Origin of the sequence: Pseudomonas sp. RIT357, assembly GCF_000632245.1 — a bacterium.
In the GTDB taxonomy this organism is placed as follows: Bacteria; Pseudomonadota; Gammaproteobacteria; order Pseudomonadales; family Pseudomonadaceae; genus Aquipseudomonas; species Aquipseudomonas sivasensis.
Map to the genome: position 1 here is coordinate 171,576 of NZ_JFYX01000012.1, position 22,273 is coordinate 193,848.

Consider the following 22,273-nt stretch of genomic DNA (forward strand, 5'->3'; position numbering starts at 1 on the left):
TTCATTCAGGAATGTTTTATAGCTCCGGCCTGCTCAAAAGGAAGGTGACTAATGCGTATTGATCGTTTAACCAGCAAATTACAGTTGGCGTTATCGGACTCCCAGTCGTTGGCGGTGGGTCTCGACCACCCGGCCATTGAGCCTGCACACTTGATGCAGGCTCTTCTGGAACAGCAAGGTGGTTCTATCAAGCCCTTGCTGATGCAGGTGGGCTTTGATGTCAGCAGCCTGCGCAAGGAGTTGAGCAAAGAGCTCGACCAGCTGCCAAAAATCCAAAATCCAACCGGCGACGTGAACATGTCGCAGGATCTGGCGCGCCTGCTTAACCAGGCCGACCGCCTGGCCCAGCAAAAGGGCGACCAGTTCATCTCCAGCGAACTGGTGCTGCTCGCCGCCATGGACGAGAACAGCAAGCTCGGCAAGTTGTTGCTGGGCCAGGGCGTGAGCAAGAAAGCCCTGGAAAATGCCATCAACAATCTGCGTGGTGGCGACGCGGTGAATGATCCTAACCACGAGGAGTCGCGCCAGGCCCTGGACAAGTACACCGTCGATCTGACCAAGCGTGCCGAAGAAGGCAAGCTTGATCCTGTCATCGGCCGCGACGACGAGATTCGTCGCACCATCCAAGTCCTGCAGCGTCGCACCAAGAATAACCCTGTGCTGATCGGTGAGCCTGGTGTGGGTAAAACCGCGATTGCCGAGGGTTTGGCTCAGCGCATCATCAATGGTGAAGTGCCGGACGGCCTTAAAGGCAAACGCCTGCTGTCCTTGGACATGGGGTCGTTGATCGCCGGTGCTAAGTTCCGCGGCGAGTTTGAAGAGCGCCTGAAATCTCTGCTTAATGAACTGTCGAAGCAGGAAGGGCAGATCATTCTGTTTATCGACGAACTGCACACCATGGTCGGCGCCGGAAAAGGCGAGGGCTCGATGGATGCTGGCAACATGCTCAAGCCAGCTTTGGCGCGCGGCGAGTTGCACTGCGTAGGTGCAACGACGCTCAACGAGTACCGTCAATATATAGAGAAGGATGCAGCCCTTGAGCGTCGCTTCCAGAAAGTGCTGGTGGAAGAACCGAGCGAAGAGGACACCATCGCCATCCTGCGCGGTTTGAAAGAACGCTATGAGGTCCACCACAAGGTGGCGATCACTGACGGTGCGATCATTGCAGCGGCCAAATTGAGCCATCGCTATATCACCGATCGTCAGTTGCCGGACAAGGCCATCGATTTGATCGACGAAGCGGCCAGCCGCATTCGTATGGAAATCGACTCCAAGCCGGAAGTGCTCGACCGCCTGGATCGGCGCCTGATTCAACTGAAAGTCGAATCTCAGGCTTTAAAGAAAGAAGAAGACGACGCTGCGAAGAAACGCCTGGAAAAACTCCAGGAAGAAATTTTGCGGCTTGAGCGCGAGTATTCGGACCTGGAAGAGATCTGGACCTCGGAAAAAGCCGAAGTGCAGGGCTCTGCGCAGATCCAGCAAAAGATCGAACAGTCCCGTCAGGAACTGGAGGCTGCACGCCGTAAGGGCGACCTGAACCGCATGGCCGAATTGCAGTACGGTGTCATCCCGGACCTGGAGCGCAGCTTGCAAATGGTCGACCAGCACGGCAAGAGCGAGAATCAGTTGCTGCGCAGCAAGGTGACCGAGGAAGAAATCGCCGAAGTCGTCTCGAAGTGGACCGGCATTCCTGTGTCGAAAATGCTCGAAGGCGAGCGCGACAAGCTGCTGAAGATGGAGCATCTATTGCACCAGCGCGTGATCGGCCAGGAAGAGGCGGTCGTGGCGGTGTCCAACGCGGTACGGCGTTCGCGGGCCGGCTTGTCCGACCCGAACCGCCCGAGCGGCTCGTTCATGTTTCTTGGCCCGACCGGCGTGGGTAAGACCGAGCTATGCAAGGCGCTGGCTGAGTTTCTCTTTGATACTGAAGAGGCCATGGTGCGGATCGATATGTCCGAGTTCATGGAAAAACACTCGGTGGCTCGCCTGATCGGTGCTCCACCAGGCTATGTGGGCTACGAGGAGGGCGGTTACCTGACCGAAGCCGTGCGGCGTAAGCCTTACTCGGTGATCCTGCTGGATGAGGTCGAGAAGGCGCATCCGGATGTATTCAACATCCTGCTGCAAGTGCTGGAAGATGGTCGGTTGACGGACAGTCACGGGCGTACCGTTGACTTCCGCAACACGGTGATCGTGATGACGTCCAACCTGGGCTCCTCCCAGATCCAGGAGTTGGTAGGTGATCGTGAGGCCCAGCGCGCTGCGGTAATGGATGCGCTGACCACACACTTCCGCCCGGAATTCATCAACCGGGTCGACGAAGTGGTGATCTTCGAGCCATTGGCGCGTGATCAGATCGCGGGCATCACCGAGATCCAGTTGGGCCGCTTGCGCGGTCGTCTGGCAGAGCGCGAGCTGTCGCTGGAGCTGAGCCGCGAGGCGTTAGACAAGCTGATCGCAGTCGGTTACGACCCGGTGTATGGTGCACGGCCTTTGAAACGTGCGATCCAGCGCTGGATCGAAAACCCGCTGGCGCAGTTGATCCTGTCAGGCAGCTTTATGCCAGGCACCAGCGTAGAGGCGACTGTGGAGAACGACGAAATCGTCTTCCATTAAGCCTGGATTGCAGCGTTATGAGAGAAGGTCCCGCATCGCGGGACCTTTTTTTTCGTTAGGGCGTTGAACTGTAAGGGAAAGGCTTGTAAAGTGCGCCCCGCAGCAACGTCAGCCCACGGGTTTCTTCTCCCCAAGAAGAAATCAGAAAGAAGCGCAAATCATTGTCTTAAAAGCAATTTAAAGGGTTGACAGGGGTTTTTAAGATTGTAGAATAGCGCGCCTCAGAGACGCTAACGTAGCGATACGGACAGGGTCGAAGAGGAGAGTTTCAAGCAGTAAAAGTTGTACTTTGAAATATGTAGTTCCGTGATAGCTCAGTCGGTAGAGCAAATGACTGTTAATCATTGGGTCCCAGGTTCGAGTCCTGGTCACGGAGCCAATTTCAAACCGGGGTATAGCGCAGTCCGGTAGCGCGCCTGCTTTGGGAGCAGGATGTCGGGAGTTCGAATCCCCCTACCCCGACCATTTTTGGGTCGTTAGCTCAGTTGGTAGAGCAGTTGGCTTTTAACCAATTGGTCGTAGGTTCGAATCCCACACGACCCACCATTTTTGAGACCAGTTAGCGCTGGAATCGAATCTTAAGATCAGAGGCCAAAAGCGCTGATCGAAGAAGGCGACTGAGAGGTCGCCTTTTTTTTACCGGGGTATAGCGCAGTCCGGTAGCGCGCCTGCTTTGGGAGCAGGATGTCGGGAGTTCGAATCCCCCTACCCCGACCATATTAAAAATCCTCGTATCGAAAGATACGGGGATTTTTTTTGCGCACGCAAAACCTCAAAACACTGCGCATCAAACGTGAGAGGGGGCCTGATCCCGACAGCAGTCTGTCAGCCAATGAAGACATAGCTGACCCACCGCGATCGGGAGCAGGCCCCCTCCGACATTATTTTATGTTGTTAGTGAAGTTTGAGTCGCGGCTCAGTACCACGCCCAATCCTGCTGCCCAGCATCAGCATCGCCGTGCGGAAGAAGCCATAGAGCGCCATCTGGTGCATCCGGTACAGCGACACGTAGAACATCCGCGCCAGCCAGCCTTCCAGCATCACACTGCCTGTCAGATTGCCCATCAAGTTACCCACCGCTGAAAAGCGTGACAGCGAGATCAGCGATCCATAGTCGGTGTACTTGTACGACGGCAGCTCCTTGCCCTCGATGCGTAGCTTCAGCGACTTAGCCAGCAACGATGCTTGCTGGTGGGCAGCCTGGGCCCGTGGTGGTACGTTGCGGTCGGTGCCCGGTTGCGGGCACGCGGCGCAGTCGCCGAACGCAAAGATATTTTCGTCGCGGGTGGTTTGCAGCGTCGGCAGCACTTGCAGCTGATTGATGCGGTTGGTTTCCAGGCCATCAATATCCTTGAGGAACCCTGGCGCGCGAATCCCCGCAGCCCACACTTTAAGACTGGCCGGAATCACCTGGCCGCTGCTGGTAATCAGTGCATCGGCGGTGACTTCGCTGACGGCCGAGTTGGTCAGTACGGTCACGCCGAGCTTCTCCAGGGTTTTATGCACAGGCCCGCCAATACGCTCCGGTAGGGCGGGCAGTACGCGTGGGCCGGCTTCGATCAGGGTGATGTGCATGTTTTCCGGCTTGATTCGGTCCAGGCCGTAGGCAGCCAGCTCATGGGCAGCGTTATGCAGCTCGGCGGCGAGTTCGACGCCGGTGGCGCCGGCGCCGACGATGGCGACACTGATCTGCTCGACGACATCGGTCTGTCCGGCATGTGCGCGCAGGTAGTGGTTGAGCAGTTGCTGGTGAAAACGTTCGGCCTGTTTGCGGGTGTCGAGAAACAGGCAGTGTTGCGCCGCGCCCTCGGTGCCGAAGTCGTTAGTGGTGCTGCCTACCGCAATCACTAGGCTGTCGTAGCTCAGAACGCGCGCAGGCACCAGTTCGCGGCCCTCTTCGTCGAGGGTGGCGGCCAACTGAATCTTCTTCTGCTCTCGGTCAAGCCCGCTCATGCGCCCCAGTTGGAACTCGAAGTGGTTCCATTTGGCCTGGGCGACGTAGTTGAGTTCGTCTTCCGAAGAGTTCAGCGACCCGGCGGCCACTTCGTGCAGCAGCGGCTTCCAGATATGGGTCAGGTTGGTGTCCACCAGCGTGATGCTGGCAGTGCCACGCTTGCCCAGAGTCTTACCCAGGCGGGTAGCCAACTCCAGACCGCCGGCGCCGCCGCCGACGATAATAATACGATGGGTCATAGGGATATCTCGCAAGGCTAAAAGAAATCGGAGCAGTTACCCTCGCGAGCGCCAGGCAGCTCATAGCGTTAGGTAACTCAAAAGGCGGCTCAGCAGACCGAGCCCGATCACCACCACCAGCACCACACCAAGGAGCAGCCACGGCCGGAAAGGCTTGCGCTCGACTCGGTTTTGGGAGAGTTGCAGATACTCTTCGACATGCTTTTGGTCGTCGGGGTTCAGGCGACTGGTCATATAAGGCCTCGTCAGGTAGACGTTGCAAAAGGGCGCCACGTTACAGTCGGGGTGCGATCAGAGGCTGATCCCCACGTCGAACACTATGCTGCGCCCCAGGTTGTTGCGCAAGAAGTCCGGGGCGTCCGGGTGAGCGAACAGCACTCGCGCGAACGTTGGCCCCACCAGAGACAGCGAGCGCCAGCCTTGGCGCAAGTATTCGGTGGGGGGTGGGAAGTGGCTGTTGAGGTCGAGCACTTCGCGCTTGAGGCTGGTGAACGCGACAAGATCCAGTTCGCCCAGGTCCATCCCGCGCTCTTTGTAGTTGTGGGCCTTCTTGCGCAACGTGGGCGCCAGGCGCAGCAGGAATTCATGAGCGGGGATTCGCCGAGGCTTGGCTTCGCGCCGCACCAGTTGGCTGAGGGAGAATGCGCTACGCCGGCGCAGCAGTTCGTCTCGCCATTCGTCGTTCAGTCGCCGCCCTTCATCAAGTACGAAAAACACCTCGAAACTGGCATCGCGAAACAGCACATCCGGTGGTTCTTGACCTGCGGCATGAAACTCTTCGGCGCGGTAAGGCACGTTCAAACCTTGCAGCAGGCGCTGGCAGACCCAACGCTCACGCTCCCATTTGCGGGCATTGGACAGGAACGCATTGGCTTGTTCGGCTGCTACGGTGAGCAGGCGCAAATAATCTGAGTCATCCATGCATGCAGCTTAGCGTCCAAATGATGACCGCAGGAAGTCCTGCCGCAAAAGCCAGGGTGTAGACTGGCCTTTCAAGCGTAATTCCCCCAAATGAGGAGCGTGCAGTGAAGTTTCTGGTGGTGTTGTTGCTAAGTCTTTTACCGGTATGGGCGCAGGCTGTTGAAGTGGGCGAGCGCCTCACTCCCTGGACCTTGCTCGATCAATTCGACCAAGCCTATACCCTCGATAACCATGCGCAGATTCTGCTGGTGGCGCGCAGCATGGACGCAGCGAAGCTGGTAGATGCGGCGCTGCAAGGCCAACCTAAAGGCTACTTAGAAGCACGGCATGCAGTGTTCGTCGCCGATATCCAGCGCATGCCTCGACTGATCGCCAAACTGTTCGCGGTACCCGCCATGCAATCCTACAACTACCGGGTCATGCTGGACCGTGACGCGCGTATCGCCCCGCGTTATCCCGCAGCGGCGGATAAAGTGCTGTGGCTGCAGCTGGAAAACGGTGCGTTGGTTTCTCAGCACGAATACGGCACTGCTGCCGAATTGCGCCAGGCCCTGGAGCAGGTGAGGCCGTGATCAGCGCCGCAGTGCTGGCGCCCACAACCCTGGGCATCGGCTGGCTGTTGTACGCGCCTGTGCTGCTATGGGCGATCCTGCGCTCGCCCTGGGTCGAGTTGTTTGCCGACCGGCGGCGCCAGCATTTGCTGTTCGGTACGGTGTTCGCACTGTTCATGTTGTGGCTGGTGCGGCGGGATTTCGACACTGGTGTGTCCTACCACTTTATTGGTATGACCGCCGTAACCCTGCTGCTGGATTGGCCCCTGGCCATCGTCGGTGGTTTTGCCGCCCAGTTCGGGTTAATGCTGCTTGGGCGCCAGGACCTGGCGGCCCTTGGCGTCAACGGCCTGCTGCTGGTCGTGCTGCCGGTGCTGATCACCGAAGGCTGTGCGCTTGTGGTCGAGCGGGCGCAGCCGCGCAATCCTTTCGTGTATATCTTTTGCTCCGGTTTTTTTGCTGCCGCGCTGTCCGCCTTGCTCTGCCTGTTACTGGGGTTGGGTTTGCTATGGTTTGACGGCCGTTTTGCCATGCCGGAATGGCTGGAAGATTTCGTCGGCTACCTGTGGCTGATCATCTTCCCAGAGGCCTTTATCAACGGCATGGTCATCAGCGCTCTGGTGGTGTTTTGCCCCGAATGGCTGGAGACCTTCAACCGCACCCGCTACCTCTCTGCGCCTTGGAAGGATGACGATTCGCAGCGTTGATCCAGATCAAACCCAGGGCGAGCGAGCAGGCCCATGCTCTGCCAAATTTTAGATAAGCAGGCGGGAGCACGGATCATGGGTGTGTATGAGTGGGCACGGCAGGAGTTGCGAAAAAGCCAGGATGCGGCGCAGGAAATCGGTTTCGACCCAGGCCTGACCCTGCGGGCCATGCTCAGTGCGGTTGTGCAGCAGAGCAAGGGCGTGCGCAGTTTTGAAGACCTGGCCGACGAGCTGCAATACCTTGCAGAAAACCTCGACGACCAGCAGGAATATGCCTTTATGCGGCCTTAATGGCGAGGCGGCAGATCTTCGGAAAACAGCTCGTCTTCTGCGTCCGGGGCTACGGGGATCTTGTGTTCTTCAGCGGCCCAGGCGCCCAGATCGATGAGTTTGCAACGGTCCGAGCAAAACGGCCGGTTGAGATTGTCGGTTTTCCATTCCACGGGGGCGCCGCAGGTTGGGCAGTCGACGGTCAAGGGTTGGCTCATGATCGGCCTCCACGCAAAGTAAGGTAAAAGTGGTGCAGTCGCTCGACCTCGCTGTGCAGCCAGGCGAGGTCCTGGTCATTGACCAGTACGTCATCGGCATGGTTCAGGCGGTCTTCACGGCTGGACTGAGCCTTTAGAATCGCCTGTACTTGCTGTTCGCTGATGCCGTCGCGCTGCAGGGTACGCTGAATCTGCACCGATTGCGGCACGTCGATCACCAGGATGCGCTGGGTCATGCTGTACTGGCCGGACTCGATCAGCAGCGGCGACACCAGGATCGCGTAAGGCGAGCGCGCGCGCGCCAGGTGGCTGCGAATCTCCTCGCCGATCAGCGGGTGTAGCAAGCCTTCCAGCCATAGGCGCTCTTCAGGTACTTCAAAGATCAGCTTGCGCAACGCGGCGCGGTCCAGTTGACCGTCGGGCTGCAGCACGTGTGCACCAAAGTGCTCGGCGATGCGTGCCAGTGCCGGCCGGCCAGGCTCGACCACCCAGCGCGCGGCGTGGTCGGCGTCGACCAGGTCCACGCCCAGGTCGATAAAGTGCTGGGCCGCCGCGCTTTTACCGCTGCCGATGCCGCCGGTGAGGCCAAGAATCCAGGGTGTTGCAACAGAAGTGGTCATCTGAAACCGACAGACTGCAAATAGAAGTCGGTTATTTGACCACCCCAGAGCAATGCAATCCAGCCGGCAATTGCCAGATACGGACCAAACGGCATCGGGGCCGAAGCCTGAGTCTTGCGCACGCGCATCAGGATCAGCCCGATAACCACTCCCACCAGCGACGACATCAACAGTGTCATCGGCAAAATCTGCCAACCACCCCAGGCGCCGAGCAGAGCCAGTAACTTGAAGTCGCCGTGGCCCATGCCGTCCTTACCGGTGACCAATTTGAACAGCCAGAACACGCTCCATAAGCTCATGTAGCCGATCACTGTGCCCCAAAGGGCGTCGGGTAAAGTTGTCAGTAATTCAAAGCTGTTGACGATCAACCCCAGCCACAGCAATGGCAGCACCAGCACATCTGGCAGTAATTGGTGGTCCGCGTCGATCAGGCTCATTGCCAGCAACCCCCAACTCAATATCAGCACTGCTGCGGCTTGCCAGCCAAAGCCGAAATGTAGGGCGACCCAGGCCGAGATCAGCCCGCACGCAAGCTCGGTGAAGGGGTAGCGTGTGCTGATGGTTGCCTGGCAGTGGGCGCAGCGGCCTCGGAGTATCAGGTAACTGAGCACCGGGATGTTTTCCCACGGCCGGATCGGATGATCACAGTGCGGGCAGCACGAGTTGGGGTGCATCAGGTTGTAGGTCGGCCCGGCAGGCTCAGCAGGTAAACCGAGCACTTCGTGGGCCTGAGCACGCCATTCCCGTTCGAGCATTTTTGGCAGGCGCCACACGAGCACATTGAGAAAACTGCCGACGATCAGCCCCAGTACCGACGCTATCGCCACAAAGGCCCATGGGTGCTCACTCAACAGCAAATTCAAAATGCGCTCCCCAGTTGGAAGACCGGCAGGTACATGGCGATGACCAGCGTCGCGACAATCCCCCCCAGAACCACCATGATCAGCGGTTCCATCAGGCTGGTGAGGCTGTCGACTTGGTTGTCCACGTCGTTCTCATAGTGGTTGGCGACTTTTTCCAGCATCTGTTCCAGCATGCCCGATTCTTCGCCGATTGCTGTCATCTGAATCGCCATACTGGGAAACAGGCCGCTGTTGGTCATGGAGTGATTCAACTGCATGCCAGTGGATACATCGTGACGCATATGTTCGATTGCCTGTTTGAACGGAGCATTGCCCACGGCGCCGGCGACTGAGTCCAAAGCCTGTACCAGTGGAACACCCGCTGCAAAGGTGGTGGACAACGTACGGGCGTAGCGGGCCACTGCGGATTTTGTCAGCAGTTTGCCTGCCAAGGGCGCATTCAACAAACCGGCGTCGAGCCAGTAGCGAAAACGCGGCGAGCTCCGATAAGCCTTACGCAATCCCATGATTCCGGCGGCAATGCCCAACACCAGCATCCACCAGGCTTGCTGCACGAATGCCGACAAGGCGATCACCTGCAAGGTAAGCGTTGGCAGCTTACCGTCAACCCCGGCGAACAGGGTCTGGAACTGCGGGACTACGTGAACCAGCAGTATGCCGGTGACCAGGCTGGCAACCACCAGGACCGCAACGGGGTAGGTCATGGCCTTTTTAATCCTGGCATTGAGTTGCTCGCTCTTTTCGCGGTGGATCGCTACCCGGTCCAGCAGGGTCTCCAGCGCACCCGCTTGTTCGCCCGCGGCCACAAGGTTGCAGTACAGCTCATCGAAGTAGCGCGGTTGTTTACGCAACGCCTCGGCCAGACTGGTGCCGGCTGCGATGTGCTGTTTCAGGTCTTGTACCAGCTCACGCACCGCGCGGTTGTCGAAGCCTTCGTTGATGATATCGAAGGCTTGCAAAAGGGGGATTCCGGCTCTGAGCAGCGTTGCCAGTTGGCGAGTGAACAGCGTGATGTCAGTGGCTTTAACCGAATGAGTAAGGCTTGGCAGCATCGGGGAGTGCTTGCGCACACGGCCAGGGCTGATGCCTTGCTGGCGTAGTTGCGCCTTGACCAGGGCAGGGTTGTGAGCCTTGGTTTGCCCGGACACCCTGCGCCCTTTTCGGTTGATGCCTTCCCAAGCATAAATCGTTGAAGCGTTGTTCATGTCGCGGTTCCGCATATAAACCTTCGAAGATTTATAGCGTAGTCAGGTGACGGATTCGGGCGTGTCGAGGGCGCAGGATAAAATGTCAGAATGTGCGTCTTGTGCGCGATTGACCGCTTACGGGTGAGTACACTGGCGCCGCTGAAAAAAACGGGGTGCAGGACGCGCCTTGTCATGAGTTCTATTCTGGAGAGTGAATGTGATGAGTCAAAAAGGCTTTACCTTGATCGAGTTGTTGATCGTCGTGGCAATCATCGGCATTTTGGCCACCATCGGCCTCCCGATGTACACCACACACCAGGCCAAGGCCAAGTTCACTGCCGGCCTGGCTGAAATTACCGCCTTGAAGGCCGGCTACGAAGACACCTTCAATCAGGGCACCGTACCCACCTTGGCCTTGATTGGCGGCACGACCCCGACCGCCAACTGCAAGATCGATGTAGCAGGCGACGTCACGACGGGCGTGGGCTCCATCAGTTGCGAAATACTTGATGCGCCAGCGCCTGTGCTGGGCAAGACCATCAGCCTGACGCGCAGCGCCACCGGCTGGAAATGCACTACAACTGCTGAAGAGAAATATGCCGGCAAGGGTTGCGGCGCATAACTGCTAAACCATCCACAGGGAAGTAGAGGTGGCCGATGGCGTTATCCGTACAGCAGCGAGGCGGTGTGTTCCTGGTAGCAGTGGTGTGCTTGCTGACGATTGGGATCTGCGCACCGTTCAGTGGGCACGATCTGCAGCGCGTAGTGCAGATTGCCATCGGGGTCTGTGCGGTGCTGTATGGGCTGTCGGTTACCAGGCTTGAACCCTTGGTGGATAGGTTTACGGGCTGGGGCCTGGCGCTGGTTCTGGTGATGGGCATGGTGTCTTCGGTACTGGCCCATCAGCCGCTCTGGGCCTTCACCGAAGTGGCATTGTTTTTCAGTTGCGCTGCGATTGCGGTAGCGTTTGCCTTACTCCGGCGCCACGGCGGTGAGCCGATGGATCGTGCGCTGATACTGGTTGTGGTGCTGCTGTGCCTGATCAAAACCATCCAATATCTGTATGCCGGTGCGCTCGCATTCACCAGTGGTGCACTTACGCTGGATCCTGACCTGTTGCTGTCCGGCTTTTCCAACAAGCGCTTCTACGGTCAGTTCCAGACATTCACCCTGCCGTTACTGGCGCTTCCCCTGCTGATACCCAATATCTCCCGCGCCCTGCGAGGTGCGGCGTTTGCTCTGTTGTGCGTCTGGTGGCTGATTGCGATAAGCGGTGGTACTCGCGGTACATGGCTAGGGATGGGCGCGGCGGGTTTACTGCTGGCGCTGCTGGGGCCCTGGGGGCGACGCTGGATGGGGTGGCAGTTGGCCGCTGTCGCAGGCGGCCTGTTGTTGTACTGGCTGGTATTTACGGCGCTGGCCGACCACTTGGGGATTGTGCTTTCCAGTGGCGCCGGTGATCGCCTCACCACCTCGCTGTCTGGGCGTGGTCCAATCTGGTGGCAGGCATGGCATATGCTTGTCGAGCGGCCATGGCTCGGGTTCGGGCCGATGCATTTTGCTGATATTGCCAACGAGATCGCCGCCCATCCGCATCAGTCCGTTTTGCAATGGGCCAGCGAATGGGGTGTGCCGTCGGCACTCTGCGTGGCGGTGTTGGCGTGGCGTTCCGGATGGGCCACGCTTGGTGTGCTGCGTGAGAGGGCGCTGTCTGCCGAGCGCGTTGATCTGCTGCGCTTATGTCTGTTTGCAGCGTTGGTCGGCGCGTTGGTGCAGTCCATGGTCGACGGCGTGATCGTGATGCCCATTTCCCAAGTCTGGCTGGCACTGACAATCGGCTGGCTAATGGCGCTGCATGTGTGGGGTGCCTCGGCAACGGTTGCGCTACCGCTGGTTGGGTGGGCTTGGAAAGTACTGAGTGTGCTGGCCGTTGGTCTGTTGATTGCGATTGCACTGCGCGATGTCCCTCACATCGCGCAAGCCCAGCAGCAATACCTGAGTGACCATGGAAATCACCTGCAACCACGTTTCTGGGCCCAGGGGGTCATTGCTCGCTGAGGGGTGTAAGTTGCCGGACGCCCGATGCGGTGCTAGCTTTAGCCCACCGCCCGTGTAGCTCAGTTGGTAGAGCAGCGCACTCGTAACGCGAAGGTCGCAGGTTCGATTCCTGTCTCGGGCATAAAGGCGCTACTGTTTTAGATGCCGTGTTTAAACGGCAACGTTTTCAGATGATCCCAGAATGGTTCTGAAGGCCAGACGAGTCGGCATTCATGCCCGCTCTTTTGTATCTGCGCAACCTTGATGACCCAGATGCATCCCCATTCCTCGATCTAAGAGAACAACATGACCACGACTGAAATGACCCAGGAAGTTCGACATCAAGCAGCCCTCGAAAAATACATCGGGGAATCGCCGCAGCTCAAAGAAGAGATCAAGGACCTGAGCGCCGATGATCAGCGCGACCAGATCCAGTGGGCATTCGAGGACGAGGCCGAGAGCCAGGGCCTCCAGCCTTGGGAGTTGACCCTCAAGTACACCTCGACACCGGAAGAGTTCGAAGCCGCACGGCTGGCCTTGCACAAAGAGGCGGCCGAGGTGCTGGGTGTGGATTGGGAAGAGTATTGCGAGATGAATAACCTGGTCGTCTGACGCCGACGTACTTGTGTGGTGTGCGGGGCAGCCCGCTCACCACAATCAAGCATCAAATATTGACCTCAGATGCTCAGTCGCATAGACAAGTCCACCGCCTTAACATCCTTGGTCATCGCGCCGATGGAGATGTAGTCCACTCCGGTTTCAGCGATGGGCAGCAGGGTGCTTTCATTGATCCCGCCACTGGCTTCCAGCTTCGCCTTGCCGCCGTTCAGGCGCACGGCTTCACGCATATCTTCCAGGCTCAATTCATCCAGCATGATGATGTCGGCGCCCGCTGCCAGTGCTTCGCGTAGTTCGTCCAGGCTTTCCACTTCGATTTCCACCGGCTTGCCGGGCGCGATTTTGTGGGCGGCGGTAATGGCTTGGGCGATACCACCGCAGGCCGCGATGTGGTTTTCCTTGATCAGGAACGCGTCATACAAGCCAATCCGGTGGTTGTGGCAGCCACCACAGGTCACGGCGTATTTCTGCGCCAGGCGCAGGCCGGGCAGGGTTTTTCGGGTATCCAGCAGCTTGACCTGGGTGCTGGCGACAAAATCTGCGAGGAACCGGGCGCGTGTGGCGACCCCGGACAGCAACTGCAGGAAGTTCAGGGCAGAGCGTTCGCCGGTGAGCAACGAGCGCGCCGGGCCTTCGAGGTGGAACAGGGCTTGGTTGGGGCTGACGCGCTCGCCGTCGGCCACTTGCCAGTGCACGGCGACCCTTGGGTCCAGTTGGCGGAAGACTGCGTCTACCCAGGCCGTACCGGCAATCACAGCGATATCGCGGGTAATGATGGTGGCGGTGGCCAGCCGTTCGGTCGGGATCAACTGCGCGGTGATGTCGCCGCTGCCGATGTCTTCCAGCAGTGCACGGCGCACGTTGGCTTCGATTTCGGCGGTGAGGTCGGCAAGACGGAGGTTCGGCATAACAGGCTCCACAAACAAAGTGTCCCGATTATAGGGGTAGCGTGCATTCGAACCCAGAGTCACCGCTGATTTACCACGCAATGTCAGAGGGTGCTGGCGCAACGGCCCTCATTTGCAAGATAATCCTGCGCCTTGCAATTGGCGTCATAGCTTTGACGTCCTGGTGATGAGCGGTTTCCACAGCGCCCAACGGGCCTGTACCCGATCTTTCCCCAACTCAATACCGCCGTTTCAGGAGGCCAGGATGCACAATGACGGAAAGGTGGTGCCAATCAACAGGGCACACGCCACGCCATCGCCGCTCGCGCGCCTGCCGGTGGTACTGCTGCAGGTTCGCGACAGAGCTGCGCAACAGTTGCAGCAGGGGCTGCAGGAATTGTTCGATAACGCCGACGACACGTTGTTCGAGATGGCCGACAAGGCCCGCAGCAACGTGGATCACCATATTTTCTTTGAAGCCATGCGCGACCTGCGCCTCAAGCGCAAGAATTTCGAGCGCGTGTTCATGGAGCGGTTATTCCAAGCCTTTGGCGGCCTGGGTCAGGCGGGGAGGGGCGAGCTTCAGATGGTGCCGGTGATGTCCTATGACACGGCGCCAAGTTCATCCAAGGATGAATTGGAAAAAGCCGTGGCACTTGAGGCCATGGTCGGCCGGGTGCGCAACCGAGACGGCCTGGCGCTTGGGCAGTTGACCGCGCGCTTGAGTGCCTTGCTGGGCAATAACCTGGATGATCGTGAAAACCCTTTGGGCCCGGCGCTACTGTGCGAGTTTTTCCTGCGTGCGGGGCGCAGTTTGGGTGTGGAGATCCGCGTCAAACTGATCATGCTCAAACTGTTTGAAAAATACGTGCTCAGTGACGCCGACCAACTCTACGGGGAAGCCAACCAGTTGCTGGGCGCCACCGGCGTATTGCCGGAACTCAAGGCTGTACCCTCCCGTCGTCCCGGCGAGCGCGCCGCTCGTGATTACCAGCGTGAAGCAGCATTACCCAGCGCGGAGCAACCCGTCGACGAGAATGGCCAGCAAGCCTTCGCCGCTTTGCAGGCGCTGTTGGCCCCCGTGCGCGGTAGCGTGTCGCCTACGCTTGAGGCCAGCGCAGAACCCCAGCCCATCGCCACCCGCGACCTGTTGCGGCTGTTGTCCCATTTGCAGCAGTACGTGCCGGAACCGGAAGTCGAAGATGATTTCGACCTGCGTAACCAGCTTGAGCAATTGCTCACCCGTGTCAGCGTCAAAAGTGGCAAGTCGCGGGTCGTGGAGGATGCGGACGAAGATGTAATCAATCTGATCGCCTTGCTGTTCGAATTTATCCTCAACGACCGCGCCGTGCCGGACGCCTTCAAGGCTTTGATCGGCCGACTGCAGATCCCACTGCTGAAAGTGGCAGTGCTGGACAAGAGTTTTTTCAGCCGTGCCAGCCACCCAGCGCGGCGCCTGTTGAATGAAATTGCCACGACCGCCATGGGCTGGAGCCCGGTCGCTGACTACCAGCGCGACAGCCTGTATCTGCGCATCGAGCAGGTGGTTCAGCGTTTGCTCAATGAGTTTGTCGAAGACCCGGCGATTTTTTCCCTGTTACTGACTGAGTTCAATGCGTTTACCGCTGATGAGCGTCGGCGCTGCGAGTTGCTTGAGCAGCACACTCGCGACGCCGAAGAAGGGCGCGTGCGCACTGACGCGGCGCGAGCACGGGTGGCCGAGGTGCTCAATCGACGGCTATTGGGCAAGGTTTTACCGCGAGCTGTGGTGCTGTTTCTGCAACAGGCCTGGAGTCAGGTGCTGTTGCTGGCCAGCCTTAAGTACGGCGAGCAGTCGGTGCAATGGCAAGCAGCGCTGCGCACCATGGATGAGCTGATCTGGAGTGTGAGCCTGCCGCAAGACACCGAAGCCGGGGGCCATTTAGTAGAGCAGTTGCCGGGCTTGCTCAAGGCCCTGCGCGACGGGTTGACCAGCGCAGCCTTCGACCCCTTCAGCACCCGTGATTTTTTTGTTCGTTTGCAGGCCCTGCATGTCCAGCCGACCGAGGGTGTCGATGGGTTGATCGAAGTGCGCGAACCTTTAGTGCTCAGCACAACGCCGCCTGGTTCAGTTGAAGATCTCCCGGCGGATGATCCGGACCTGCTCAAGGTTTACAAATTGCGGATCGGTGATTGGGTCGTGTTCCAGCCAGGGCAGCCCAGCGCTCTGCGGTGCAAGCTGATGGCGATCATGGCACCGGCCAATACCTACGTTTTTGTTGGCCGCACCGGGCTCAAAGTCCTGGATAAAAGTGCAGGCCAACTGGCGCTGGCGTTCAAGCGTGGGGCGCTGTACATCCTGGATGATGGGCCGCTGTTCGAGCGAGCACTGGCGGCAGTGGTGGGACAACTGCGTCAACTCAATCGCGGCAAGTGATCGCAACCACGGGGTCGAACGCGGCATACTGGTCACACTTAGTCACGTTCAAGGATCCTGTATGCAGTTGGACCCCGCCAGCGGTTGGTGCCAGGGCATTCGCCATTGCCCTTCGCCCAACTTCAACGAGCGCCCCACAGGCGAAATCTCACTGTTGGTGGTGCATAACATCAGCCTGCCACCGGCGCAGTTCGCCACTGGCAAGGTGCAGGAGTTTTTCCAGAATCGCCTGGATGTCACGGAACATCCCTACTTTGAAGGGATTGCAGAGCTACGGGTGTCTGCGCATTTTCTGATTGAGCGCGACGGCGCGGTGACGCAGTTTGTGTCCTGCATCGACCGCGCCTGGCATGCCGGGGTTTCATGCTACGAAGGGCGTGAAACCTGTAATGACTTTTCCTTGGGTATAGAGCTGGAGGGCACGGATGACTTGCCCTTCACCGACGCCCAATATAGGTCGCTGATCGACCTTACCCTTCAGTTGCTGGCGGCCTATTCCGGTATTACGCCGCAGCGCATATGCGGTCACAGCGATATCGCCCCGGGGCGCAAGACCGATCCCGGCCCCGCTTTTGATTGGACGCGCTTTCGCAGCGCTCTGCAGGATGGAGGACACGCACGATGAGTTTTCTGGTATTGGTGCTGGCGGTGTGGATCGAGAAGTTCTCGGCCATGCGCCAGCGATTGCAGCGTGACGGCGGCTGGTTGCGTGAATTGGCCAAGTTGGAGTCGAGCCCGCGCCTGGGCAAGCAACCTTGGCTGATTCTGGTCCTGTTGGTGTTGCTGCCGGTGGCGTTGATGGCGTTGTTGCTGCTGGTGCTGGAACCAGTGGCCTATGGCTTGTTGGCGCTGCCGGTGCACCTGCTGGTGGTGATCTACAGCTTGGGCCGTGGTGATCTGTTGGCCGGGCTTGGGCCGTTTCGCGACGCCTGGCGCCGGGGTGATCTGCAAGCTTCCGAGCACGTGGCCGAGCGCGACCTGAAGCTGGGTGCCGACAGCGGTGAGCAACTGCTGGAACGCGTTCAGGGCCATTTGTTGTGGCAGGCTTACCAGAGCTTTTTCGCAGTGATTTTCTGGTACTTCCTGTTGGGGCCGGTCGCCGCGCTGGCCTATCGGCTTTTGGCCCTGGCCAGTGAGCACAGCCAGAACCCACTGGTGGCCGAACGCGCCGGGCAATTGCGTCATGCGTTTGACTGGTTGCCGGTGCGCCTGCTGGCGGCCAGCTTTGCCTTGGTGGGCAATTTCGTCGCAGTCAGTCGTGTCATGCTTCACGAGCTGCTGAACTGGGACATCAGCGCCGCGCAACTGGTGGGAAAAGTCGGCCTGGTCGCTGCTGAAATCCCGCCGCCGGTGGTAGGTGCAGACGGCATCAATAGCCTGGATCGGCTTTGGGAGCTGCTGCTGCGCGCGGCAGTGCTGTGGTATGCCGGTTTCGCCATTTGGACTGTGCTGCCTTGACCCTCCGACAGGAGCGAGTCCTTCGCTCCTGTCGTTAACCTTAAGTTACAAAACTCCCTTTCAAATTGAGCTATATAGACAGAGCGCCAAATAGTGGCTTTCTGCCGCCGCCCTGCGCCTCAATAAAAATAAAAGAAAAGGGAGTTCACCTGTGAAGAGCTTGCTCTATCCCGCCATCGCGCTGATGAATCGCCTGAGCTTCGGCATGAAGTTCAGCCTGATCAGCGTGCTGTTCCTGCTGCCGATGCTCGCGACCAACTATTACCTGGTGCGTGATTCCTGGCGCGAATTCCAGGGCACCCGTGTCGAACTGCAAAGCCTTGATCTGCTCGGCAGCAGCCTGGCCCTGCGCCGAGATCTGGAGACCCTGAATAACCAGGTGCAGATCAACGCAACCCTCGGCCAGTCCGGCAAAGCCGGTGACCTTGAGGCCAAGATCGGCGCCTTGGAGCAGAGCGTGCTCACCCGTTTGCAAGGCCTCAACCCGATGGCCACCGAGCCCGAGCAAATCACCGTGTTTGAAGGCAAGCGCGACGAACTGATCGCCGCCTTCAAGGCCCAGCAACAGGAAACTTCGTTGCTGAGCAAAAGTGCGCTGATCGGCAAGTTGCTGAATAAAGCGCAGATGCTCAGCCAGATCATTGCCAGCCAATCCGGCTTGAGCCGTGACCCGCAGAGCGATTTACGCCAACTCAGCGAACTGATCACCAGTGTCACCCCCCAAGTCACTCAAACCCTGGGAGAAGGGCGGGCGATGGGCGCTTACTCCCTGGGACAGGGCTTCCTCAATTCCTCCTCAAGCACCCGTTTTGACGAACTGCTGCAACAGCTGGAAAAACTCCAGGCCGAATACGGCTTAAAATTGCAGGACGCCCTGGGCTCCAGCAAAGCCGCTCACGCTGCGCTTGATGGCTTGGCGAAGGCCAGCAACGCCAGCCTCAAGCAAGGCAGCGAGTTGTTTGAAGAGCAGGTGGTCATGGCTGAAACCCTCGAAGCTCCTTGGCAGGCTTTCTACGACAGCGTCAGCCAATTGATGGCCAAGACCTATCAGCTCGATGACGCCACCCTGAGTTTTCTCGGGCAGCAACTGGATCAGCGCCTGGCGCAAAACCGTACACACATGGTGGTACTGGTCACGGCACTGACAGCGGTATTTCTGCTGATCTTCTATCTGTACGCAGGCTTCTACGCCTCGACGCGCACCACCCTGCGACGCCTGGGGGCGATGATGGACAAGGTGGCGGCCGGCGACATGACCGTCACGTTTGTCGCCCAAAGCCGCGACGAGTTGGGCGATCTCGGCCAGGTGTTCAACGGCACCGTGGCGAAAATCCATGACTTGATCGAACGCGTCGGTCACACCGTCAGCCAGGTCGAACTGCAGGCCGGACAAGTGGAAACGGTTTCGGCCCGCAGCAATCAAGCGGTCTCTGGCCAGCGCACGCAAATCGAACAAGTGGCGACGGCCATGAACCAGATGTCGGCCACCGCCCAGGAAGTGGCGCGCAGTGCGGCCGCGGCGGTCAGCAGTGCTCACAGCGTCAACGATGAAACCGTAAGTGGCCGTGGCCTGGTGCAATCCCAGCAGAGCAGCATTGCGCGGCTGGCCTCGGAGATAGATTTGTCAGTGGGGGTGATCAACCAACTGGCCACTGACAGCCAGTCGATCAGCAGCGTGTTGGAAGTCATTAAAAGCATCGCCGAGCAAACTAACCTGCTGGCGCTCAACGCGGCGATTGAGGCCGCGCGGGCTGGTGAGCAGGGACGCGGTTTTGCGGTGGTGGCCGATGAAGTGCGCACGCTGGCTCGGCGCACTCAGCATTCCACCGAAGAAATCGAACAGATGATCAGCCGCCTGCACAGCGGTGTCGGCGCGGCAGTGAAGGCCATGGGCACCAGCCATGAAATGGCCAGCGGTACCGTCGGCCAATCGGAAAAAGTCCAGCAGGCGCTGGAAAACATCCTCGGCGCCGTCGGCATGATCGTCGACCAGAACCAGCAAATCGCTGCCGCCGTGGAACAACAGACTGCCGTCGCCCACGATATCGACCAGAACATCGTCGAAATCAATCGGGCCGGCGAACATGCGGCCCAAGGCGCACATCAGACCGAGGCGGCAAGCCGGCAGCTCTCATTGCAGGTGATCGAGTTGAAGCAATTGATCGGGGCCTTTCGCGTGTAAGGGGGCGGAGTAGGATTGGTCTTCTGGTGATGTAGTTCTCGTCTGGATTTCCCTGGGTGCCTTTTTTGTTCGCGGGAATGAGTGAGAATTTATTTCACTCAATCCCGCTCAAGGGGAGGCACGACGATGACCACCGCCGCTGGCATCAAGGGGCACTGCGCCCATTGCGACATCACTTTTGAACTCAAGCCCTGGCAACTGAATGCCATCGCCATCGAAGAACCCTTCGACTGCCCCTACTGTCAGCATGTGTTGGAACTGAACTGCCCACGGCAATTGCGCCACTTCAAAGCGCTGGACCACTGGGCGCTGGTACGCCCGAGCATGGCGATATTGACCAGCGTGGTGCTGATCGTGGCACTGGTGACTGAATGGGTGGGGCTGATCAGCGTGATCGGCCAGCTCAACGTGTCACTGTTGGTGCTGTTGGTGCATTTCCTGGTGCTGCGCTACGCCCGTCATCGGCAGCGAATGACCCTTAACCTGCAAGCGGTGATCCCGGCCTTACCACTTGAACAGCTCCCACGCATTGCGTGTGCTCGCCTCGGCCAGCAATAGCGGGCTGGTGCCCATGCGTTCGGCCAGGGCGGTGCAGATCTCGGGCAGGTGCTCAGGGCTATTGCGCTGGCCAGCGTACATGGCCGGTGCCATGTCGGGGGCGTCGGTTTCCAGTACCACCGCGTCCAGCGGCAATTGCGCCAGCACCTTGTGCATGCGCAAAGCCTGGGGCCACGTGGCGGCACCGCCGAGGCCGAGCTTGAAGCCCAGCTTGATGTACTCGTGGGCTTCCTCCCGGCTTCCGGCGAACGCGTGGATGATGCCACCTCGTGGCAGGCGGATGCGCTTGAGGGTGGCGATCACGGCTGCGTGGCTGCGGCGTACGTGCAGCAGCGCCGGCAGTTGGAAGTCCACGGCCAGTTTGAGCTGGGCTTCGAACAGCCTTTGCTGGCGCTCGCGGTCCAGGTGTTCAAGGAAGTAATCCAGGCCAATTTCGCCCACCGCACACAGTTGCCGGTGGCCGTGCAGGCGGCTCAGCCATTCGCCCAATGCCGTGAGGTCGGCGGGACGGTGGTTGTCCAGGTACACCGGGTGCAAGCCGAAAGCCGCGAACAATCCTTCATCCGCCTGCACCAGATCCCACAGTCGCTGCCAATTTTGCTGATACACCCCCAACACCACCATGCGTTGCACACCGAGTGTACGGCTGCGGGCGAGGACTTGCGGGCGATCGTTGTCGAAGTCCGGGAAGTCCAAGTGGGTATGGGTGTCGATCAGCTCCACGCTCAGGCCTCGTGGATCCGCTGTTTGAAGGTCCGGCCGATCGCATGCACGCCCGGTTGGTACTGTTCTTCTTCAATCGCGGCCAAGGCCAGGCGCAAGGCAGCGTCGGCAATCAGTTGATGTTGCTGGGCCATGGCGTTGACCGGCAGCGGCAGAAAATCCAGCAGCTGGGTGTCACCAAAGGTGCCCAAGCGCAGCGGGCGCGACTTGAGTGGGAAGTCATGCAGCGCGTCAAACACACCCTGCAAGAGCACGTAGGACGTGGTCACCAGTGCGTCAGGCAAATGCCCCAGTCGTTGCAGAAGTTGCTCCATCAACTGTCTGCCGCAATCACGGCTGAAGGATTCGCCGTGTTCGACGATCACCTCGCCTGTGAAGCCTTGCAGCGCTTCACGAAAACCATCGGCGCGCTCCTGGCTGATGTTCAGCTCAGGTCGTGCGCCGATCAGCACGATCTGTTTGGGCAGTGGTTGCAGCAGGCTGCTGGTCAGTTGCAGGCACGCCTGGCGGTCGTCGCTGACGACTGAGCAGAACTGGTCTGGTTCCATCACCCGGTCGATAGCGATCACCGGTAAGCCTTTGGCTTGTAGCTCGCGGTAGCTGTTATCGCTGGCGGGCAGGCAACTGGCCACGAACAACGCATCACAACGCCGCGCGCGGAACAGTTGCAGCAGTTGGCGCTCGCTGTCCGCCTCATCGTCGGAACTGGCGATCAGCAACTGATAGCCGCGCGCGCGGGCGCCTTGTTCCAATAGCTTGGCGATTCGTGCGTAACTGGGGTTTTCCAAGTCGGGCAGAATAAAGCCCAAGGTGCGCGTGTGCCGACTTCGCAGCCCGGCGGCTTGGGGGTTGGGCGTAAAACCATGGGCTTCGACCACGGCACGCACTCGCTCAACGGTGGCGTTGCTGATGCGTTGCTGTTCGGCCTTGCCATTGATGACGTAGCTGGCGGTGGTCACGGACACACCGGCTAGACGCGCGATATCACTGAGTTTCAAACCGGGATTTCCTTGTTTTTTGGAGCTTGCCCCGACATTTTTTCCAATCGTAACCGATTCCAGCCTACGACCCATGTTCCAGCTCAAGTGCCGAGTGGTCCTTCAAGGATGCACAATTAACGCGTAATCTGCCTTAAATTCTAGATTAAACGTTTCAGCCAGCGTATTTTTACGACGTTCGCTACTGAGTGCCTACTGCCAATTGACTACTCAGTCAGTTATTACCGAACGCCTCTACACTGTTTTATTC

Annotated in this window: 22 protein-coding genes and 5 tRNA genes; 17 read left to right on the forward strand and 10 right to left on the reverse strand. The window is 59.0% G+C overall.

Features of this window, described 5'->3' with window-relative positions; translation table 11 throughout:
• Positions 1–51 precede the first annotated feature (51 nt).
• The 5 genes from clpB (at position 52) to BW43_RS17270 (ending at position 3,333) form a co-directional block, all read left to right on the forward strand.
• Positions 52–2,616 carry an ATP-dependent chaperone ClpB gene (gene clpB, locus BW43_RS17290; RefSeq protein ID WP_032886186.1) on the forward strand — a complete coding sequence of 855 codons (2,565 nt, stop codon included), beginning with the start codon at positions 52–54 and terminating at the stop codon, positions 2,614–2,616.
• Positions 2,617–2,919: 303 nt separating this feature from the next.
• Positions 2,920–2,995, forward strand: a tRNA-Asn gene (locus BW43_RS17285).
• A 9-nt stretch (positions 2,996–3,004) separates the two neighbouring features.
• Positions 3,005–3,081: transfer RNA gene (locus BW43_RS17280), tRNA-Pro, on the forward strand.
• Positions 3,082–3,086: 5 nt separating this feature from the next.
• Positions 3,087–3,162, forward strand: a tRNA-Lys gene (locus BW43_RS17275).
• Positions 3,163–3,256: 94 nt separating this feature from the next.
• Positions 3,257–3,333 (forward strand) — tRNA-Pro (locus tag BW43_RS17270).
• A 177-nt stretch (positions 3,334–3,510) separates the two neighbouring features.
• On the opposite strand, the gene BW43_RS17265 is transcribed toward BW43_RS17270, so the two are convergent.
• Genes BW43_RS17265 through BW43_RS17255 form a run of 3 tightly spaced genes read right to left on the reverse strand, consistent with a single transcriptional unit; the run spans position 3,511 to position 5,730 of the window.
• Entirely contained in the window at positions 3,511–4,809 is a 1,299-nt protein-coding gene (locus BW43_RS17265) for an NAD(P)/FAD-dependent oxidoreductase (protein ID WP_032886187.1), read from the reverse strand.
• A gap of 60 nt (positions 4,810–4,869) precedes the next feature.
• Positions 4,870–5,043 carry a DUF3094 family protein gene (locus BW43_RS17260; protein WP_032886188.1) on the reverse strand — a complete coding sequence of 58 codons (174 nt, stop codon included), beginning with the start codon at positions 5,041–5,043 and terminating at the stop codon, positions 4,870–4,872.
• Between the two features lie 57 nt (positions 5,044–5,100).
• Positions 5,101–5,730, reverse strand: coding sequence for a DUF1780 domain-containing protein (locus tag BW43_RS17255; protein WP_032886189.1), 630 nt, complete (start codon positions 5,728–5,730; stop codon positions 5,101–5,103).
• A gap of 104 nt (positions 5,731–5,834) precedes the next feature.
• On the opposite strand from BW43_RS17255, the gene BW43_RS17250 reads away from it, so the two are divergent.
• From BW43_RS17250 to BW43_RS17240, 3 genes are all read left to right on the forward strand, one after another.
• Complete coding sequence (locus BW43_RS17250; protein ID WP_032886190.1) at positions 5,835–6,302, forward strand: hypothetical protein; 468 nt, start codon at positions 5,835–5,837, stop codon at positions 6,300–6,302.
• Entirely contained in the window at positions 6,299–6,988 is a 690-nt protein-coding gene (locus tag BW43_RS17245) for an energy-coupling factor ABC transporter permease (protein WP_032886191.1), read from the forward strand. Before BW43_RS17250 ends, BW43_RS17245 begins: the two co-directional genes overlap by 4 nt.
• A 75-nt stretch (positions 6,989–7,063) precedes the next feature.
• Positions 7,064–7,279: a hypothetical protein gene (locus BW43_RS17240; protein WP_032886192.1), complete on the forward strand. Its 216-nt coding sequence runs from the start codon at positions 7,064–7,066 to the stop codon at positions 7,277–7,279.
• Here the strand turns inward: BW43_RS17240 and yacG are convergent.
• From yacG to BW43_RS17220, 4 genes are read right to left on the reverse strand one after another with little or no spacing between them, the layout of a single operon-like run.
• Positions 7,276–7,476: a DNA gyrase inhibitor YacG gene (yacG, locus tag BW43_RS17235; protein WP_032886193.1), complete on the reverse strand. Its 201-nt coding sequence runs from the start codon at positions 7,474–7,476 to the stop codon at positions 7,276–7,278. The genes BW43_RS17240 and yacG overlap by 4 nt on opposite strands.
• Positions 7,473–8,096: a dephospho-CoA kinase gene (gene coaE, locus BW43_RS17230; protein WP_032886194.1), complete on the reverse strand. Its 624-nt coding sequence runs from the start codon at positions 8,094–8,096 to the stop codon at positions 7,473–7,475. The genes yacG and coaE overlap by 4 nt, the downstream gene beginning before the upstream one ends.
• The gene (locus tag BW43_RS17225) at positions 8,093–8,959 is read right to left on the reverse strand and encodes an A24 family peptidase (RefSeq protein WP_032886195.1); all 867 of its coding nucleotides are present in this window, start codon (positions 8,957–8,959) and stop codon (positions 8,093–8,095) included. The genes coaE and BW43_RS17225 overlap by 4 nt, the downstream gene beginning before the upstream one ends.
• Positions 8,956–10,164: a type II secretion system F family protein gene (locus BW43_RS17220; protein WP_032886196.1), complete on the reverse strand. Its 1,209-nt coding sequence runs from the start codon at positions 10,162–10,164 to the stop codon at positions 8,956–8,958. Before BW43_RS17220 ends, BW43_RS17225 begins: the two co-directional genes overlap by 4 nt.
• A 202-nt stretch (positions 10,165–10,366) precedes the next feature.
• Here BW43_RS17220 and BW43_RS17215 point away from each other — a divergent pair, with 202 nt between their 5' ends.
• From BW43_RS17215 to BW43_RS17200, 4 genes are all read left to right on the forward strand, one after another.
• Positions 10,367–10,768, forward strand: a complete 402-nt coding sequence (locus BW43_RS17215; protein WP_032886197.1) for a pilin — start codon at positions 10,367–10,369, stop codon at positions 10,766–10,768.
• Positions 10,769–10,803: 35 nt separating this feature from the next.
• Complete coding sequence (locus BW43_RS17210) at positions 10,804–12,204, forward strand: O-antigen ligase (protein ID WP_032886198.1); 1,401 nt, start codon at positions 10,804–10,806, stop codon at positions 12,202–12,204.
• Between the two features lie 48 nt (positions 12,205–12,252).
• Positions 12,253–12,325, forward strand: a tRNA-Thr gene (locus tag BW43_RS17205).
• A gap of 164 nt (positions 12,326–12,489) precedes the next feature.
• The gene (locus BW43_RS17200; RefSeq protein ID WP_032886199.1) at positions 12,490–12,795 is read left to right on the forward strand and encodes a DUF6388 family protein; all 306 of its coding nucleotides are present in this window, start codon (positions 12,490–12,492) and stop codon (positions 12,793–12,795) included.
• 65 nt (positions 12,796–12,860) lie between these two features.
• Here the strand turns inward: BW43_RS17200 and nadC are convergent, their stop codons facing one another.
• The gene (gene nadC / locus BW43_RS17195) at positions 12,861–13,709 is read right to left on the reverse strand and encodes a carboxylating nicotinate-nucleotide diphosphorylase (RefSeq protein WP_032886200.1); all 849 of its coding nucleotides are present in this window, start codon (positions 13,707–13,709) and stop codon (positions 12,861–12,863) included.
• A gap of 244 nt (positions 13,710–13,953) precedes the next feature.
• On the opposite strand from nadC, the gene BW43_RS17190 reads away from it, so the two are divergent.
• The 5 genes from BW43_RS17190 to BW43_RS17170 all read left to right on the forward strand — a co-directional run bounded on the left by BW43_RS17190 (position 13,954) and on the right by BW43_RS17170 (position 20,302).
• Positions 13,954–16,104 carry a DUF1631 domain-containing protein gene (locus BW43_RS17190; RefSeq protein WP_032886201.1) on the forward strand — a complete coding sequence of 717 codons (2,151 nt, stop codon included), beginning with the start codon at positions 13,954–13,956 and terminating at the stop codon, positions 16,102–16,104.
• Positions 16,105–16,165: 61 nt separating this feature from the next.
• Entirely contained in the window at positions 16,166–16,729 is a 564-nt protein-coding gene (gene ampD / locus BW43_RS17185; protein WP_032886202.1) for a 1,6-anhydro-N-acetylmuramyl-L-alanine amidase AmpD, read from the forward strand.
• Positions 16,726–17,562 carry a regulatory signaling modulator protein AmpE gene (gene ampE, locus BW43_RS17180; RefSeq protein ID WP_032886203.1) on the forward strand — a complete coding sequence of 279 codons (837 nt, stop codon included), beginning with the start codon at positions 16,726–16,728 and terminating at the stop codon, positions 17,560–17,562. Before ampD ends, ampE begins: the two co-directional genes overlap by 4 nt.
• A 151-nt stretch (positions 17,563–17,713) precedes the next feature.
• The gene (locus tag BW43_RS17175; RefSeq protein WP_032886204.1) at positions 17,714–19,744 is read left to right on the forward strand and encodes a methyl-accepting chemotaxis protein; all 2,031 of its coding nucleotides are present in this window, start codon (positions 17,714–17,716) and stop codon (positions 19,742–19,744) included.
• 126 nt (positions 19,745–19,870) lie between these two features.
• Positions 19,871–20,302 (forward strand): hypothetical protein, encoded by a 432-nt coding sequence (locus BW43_RS17170; RefSeq protein WP_032886205.1) that lies wholly within the window; start codon positions 19,871–19,873, stop codon positions 20,300–20,302.
• Here BW43_RS17170 and BW43_RS17165 read toward each other — a convergent pair.
• Both BW43_RS17165 and cra read right to left on the reverse strand, forming a co-directional pair.
• On the reverse strand, positions 20,249–21,025 hold the full coding sequence (locus tag BW43_RS17165; RefSeq protein ID WP_032886206.1) for a TatD family hydrolase: 777 nt from the start codon (positions 21,023–21,025) through the stop codon (positions 20,249–20,251). The two genes, BW43_RS17170 and BW43_RS17165, sit on opposite strands and share 54 nt — an antisense overlap.
• A 2-nt stretch (positions 21,026–21,027) precedes the next feature.
• Entirely contained in the window at positions 21,028–22,023 is a 996-nt protein-coding gene (cra, locus tag BW43_RS17160) for a catabolite repressor/activator (RefSeq protein WP_032886207.1), read from the reverse strand.
• Positions 22,024–22,273 lie beyond the last annotated feature (250 nt).

What these genes read in the sequence shown, in the direction of transcription:
- clpB (WP_032886186.1), top strand. Translation starts at nt 52, where the DNA reads ATGCGTATTGATCGTTTAACCAGCAAATTACAGTTGGCGTTATCGGAC.
- BW43_RS17265 (WP_032886187.1), bottom strand. Translation starts at nt 4,809, where the DNA reads ATGACCCATCGTATTATTATCGTCGGCGGCGGCGCCGGCGGTCTGGAG.
- BW43_RS17220 (WP_032886196.1), bottom strand. Translation starts at nt 10,164, where the DNA reads ATGAACAACGCTTCAACGATTTATGCTTGGGAAGGCATCAACCGAAAA.
- BW43_RS17210 (WP_032886198.1), top strand. Translation starts at nt 10,804, where the DNA reads ATGGCGTTATCCGTACAGCAGCGAGGCGGTGTGTTCCTGGTAGCAGTG.
- BW43_RS17255 (WP_032886189.1), bottom strand. Translation starts at nt 5,730, where the DNA reads ATGGATGACTCAGATTATTTGCGCCTGCTCACCGTAGCAGCCGAACAA.
- yacG (WP_032886193.1), bottom strand. Translation starts at nt 7,476, where the DNA reads ATGAGCCAACCCTTGACCGTCGACTGCCCAACCTGCGGCGCCCCCGTG.
- coaE (WP_032886194.1), bottom strand. Translation starts at nt 8,096, where the DNA reads ATGACCACTTCTGTTGCAACACCCTGGATTCTTGGCCTCACCGGCGGC.
- BW43_RS17200 (WP_032886199.1), top strand. Translation starts at nt 12,490, where the DNA reads ATGACCACGACTGAAATGACCCAGGAAGTTCGACATCAAGCAGCCCTC.
- BW43_RS17170 (WP_032886205.1), top strand. Translation starts at nt 19,871, where the DNA reads ATGACCACCGCCGCTGGCATCAAGGGGCACTGCGCCCATTGCGACATC.
- ampE (WP_032886203.1), top strand. Translation starts at nt 16,726, where the DNA reads ATGAGTTTTCTGGTATTGGTGCTGGCGGTGTGGATCGAGAAGTTCTCG.
- BW43_RS17260 (WP_032886188.1), bottom strand. Translation starts at nt 5,043, where the DNA reads ATGACCAGTCGCCTGAACCCCGACGACCAAAAGCATGTCGAAGAGTAT.
- BW43_RS17240 (WP_032886192.1), top strand. Translation starts at nt 7,064, where the DNA reads ATGGGTGTGTATGAGTGGGCACGGCAGGAGTTGCGAAAAAGCCAGGAT.
- BW43_RS17215 (WP_032886197.1), top strand. Translation starts at nt 10,367, where the DNA reads ATGAGTCAAAAAGGCTTTACCTTGATCGAGTTGTTGATCGTCGTGGCA.
- ampD (WP_032886202.1), top strand. Translation starts at nt 16,166, where the DNA reads ATGCAGTTGGACCCCGCCAGCGGTTGGTGCCAGGGCATTCGCCATTGC.
- BW43_RS17190 (WP_032886201.1), top strand. Translation starts at nt 13,954, where the DNA reads ATGCACAATGACGGAAAGGTGGTGCCAATCAACAGGGCACACGCCACG.
- nadC (WP_032886200.1), bottom strand. Translation starts at nt 13,709, where the DNA reads ATGCCGAACCTCCGTCTTGCCGACCTCACCGCCGAAATCGAAGCCAAC.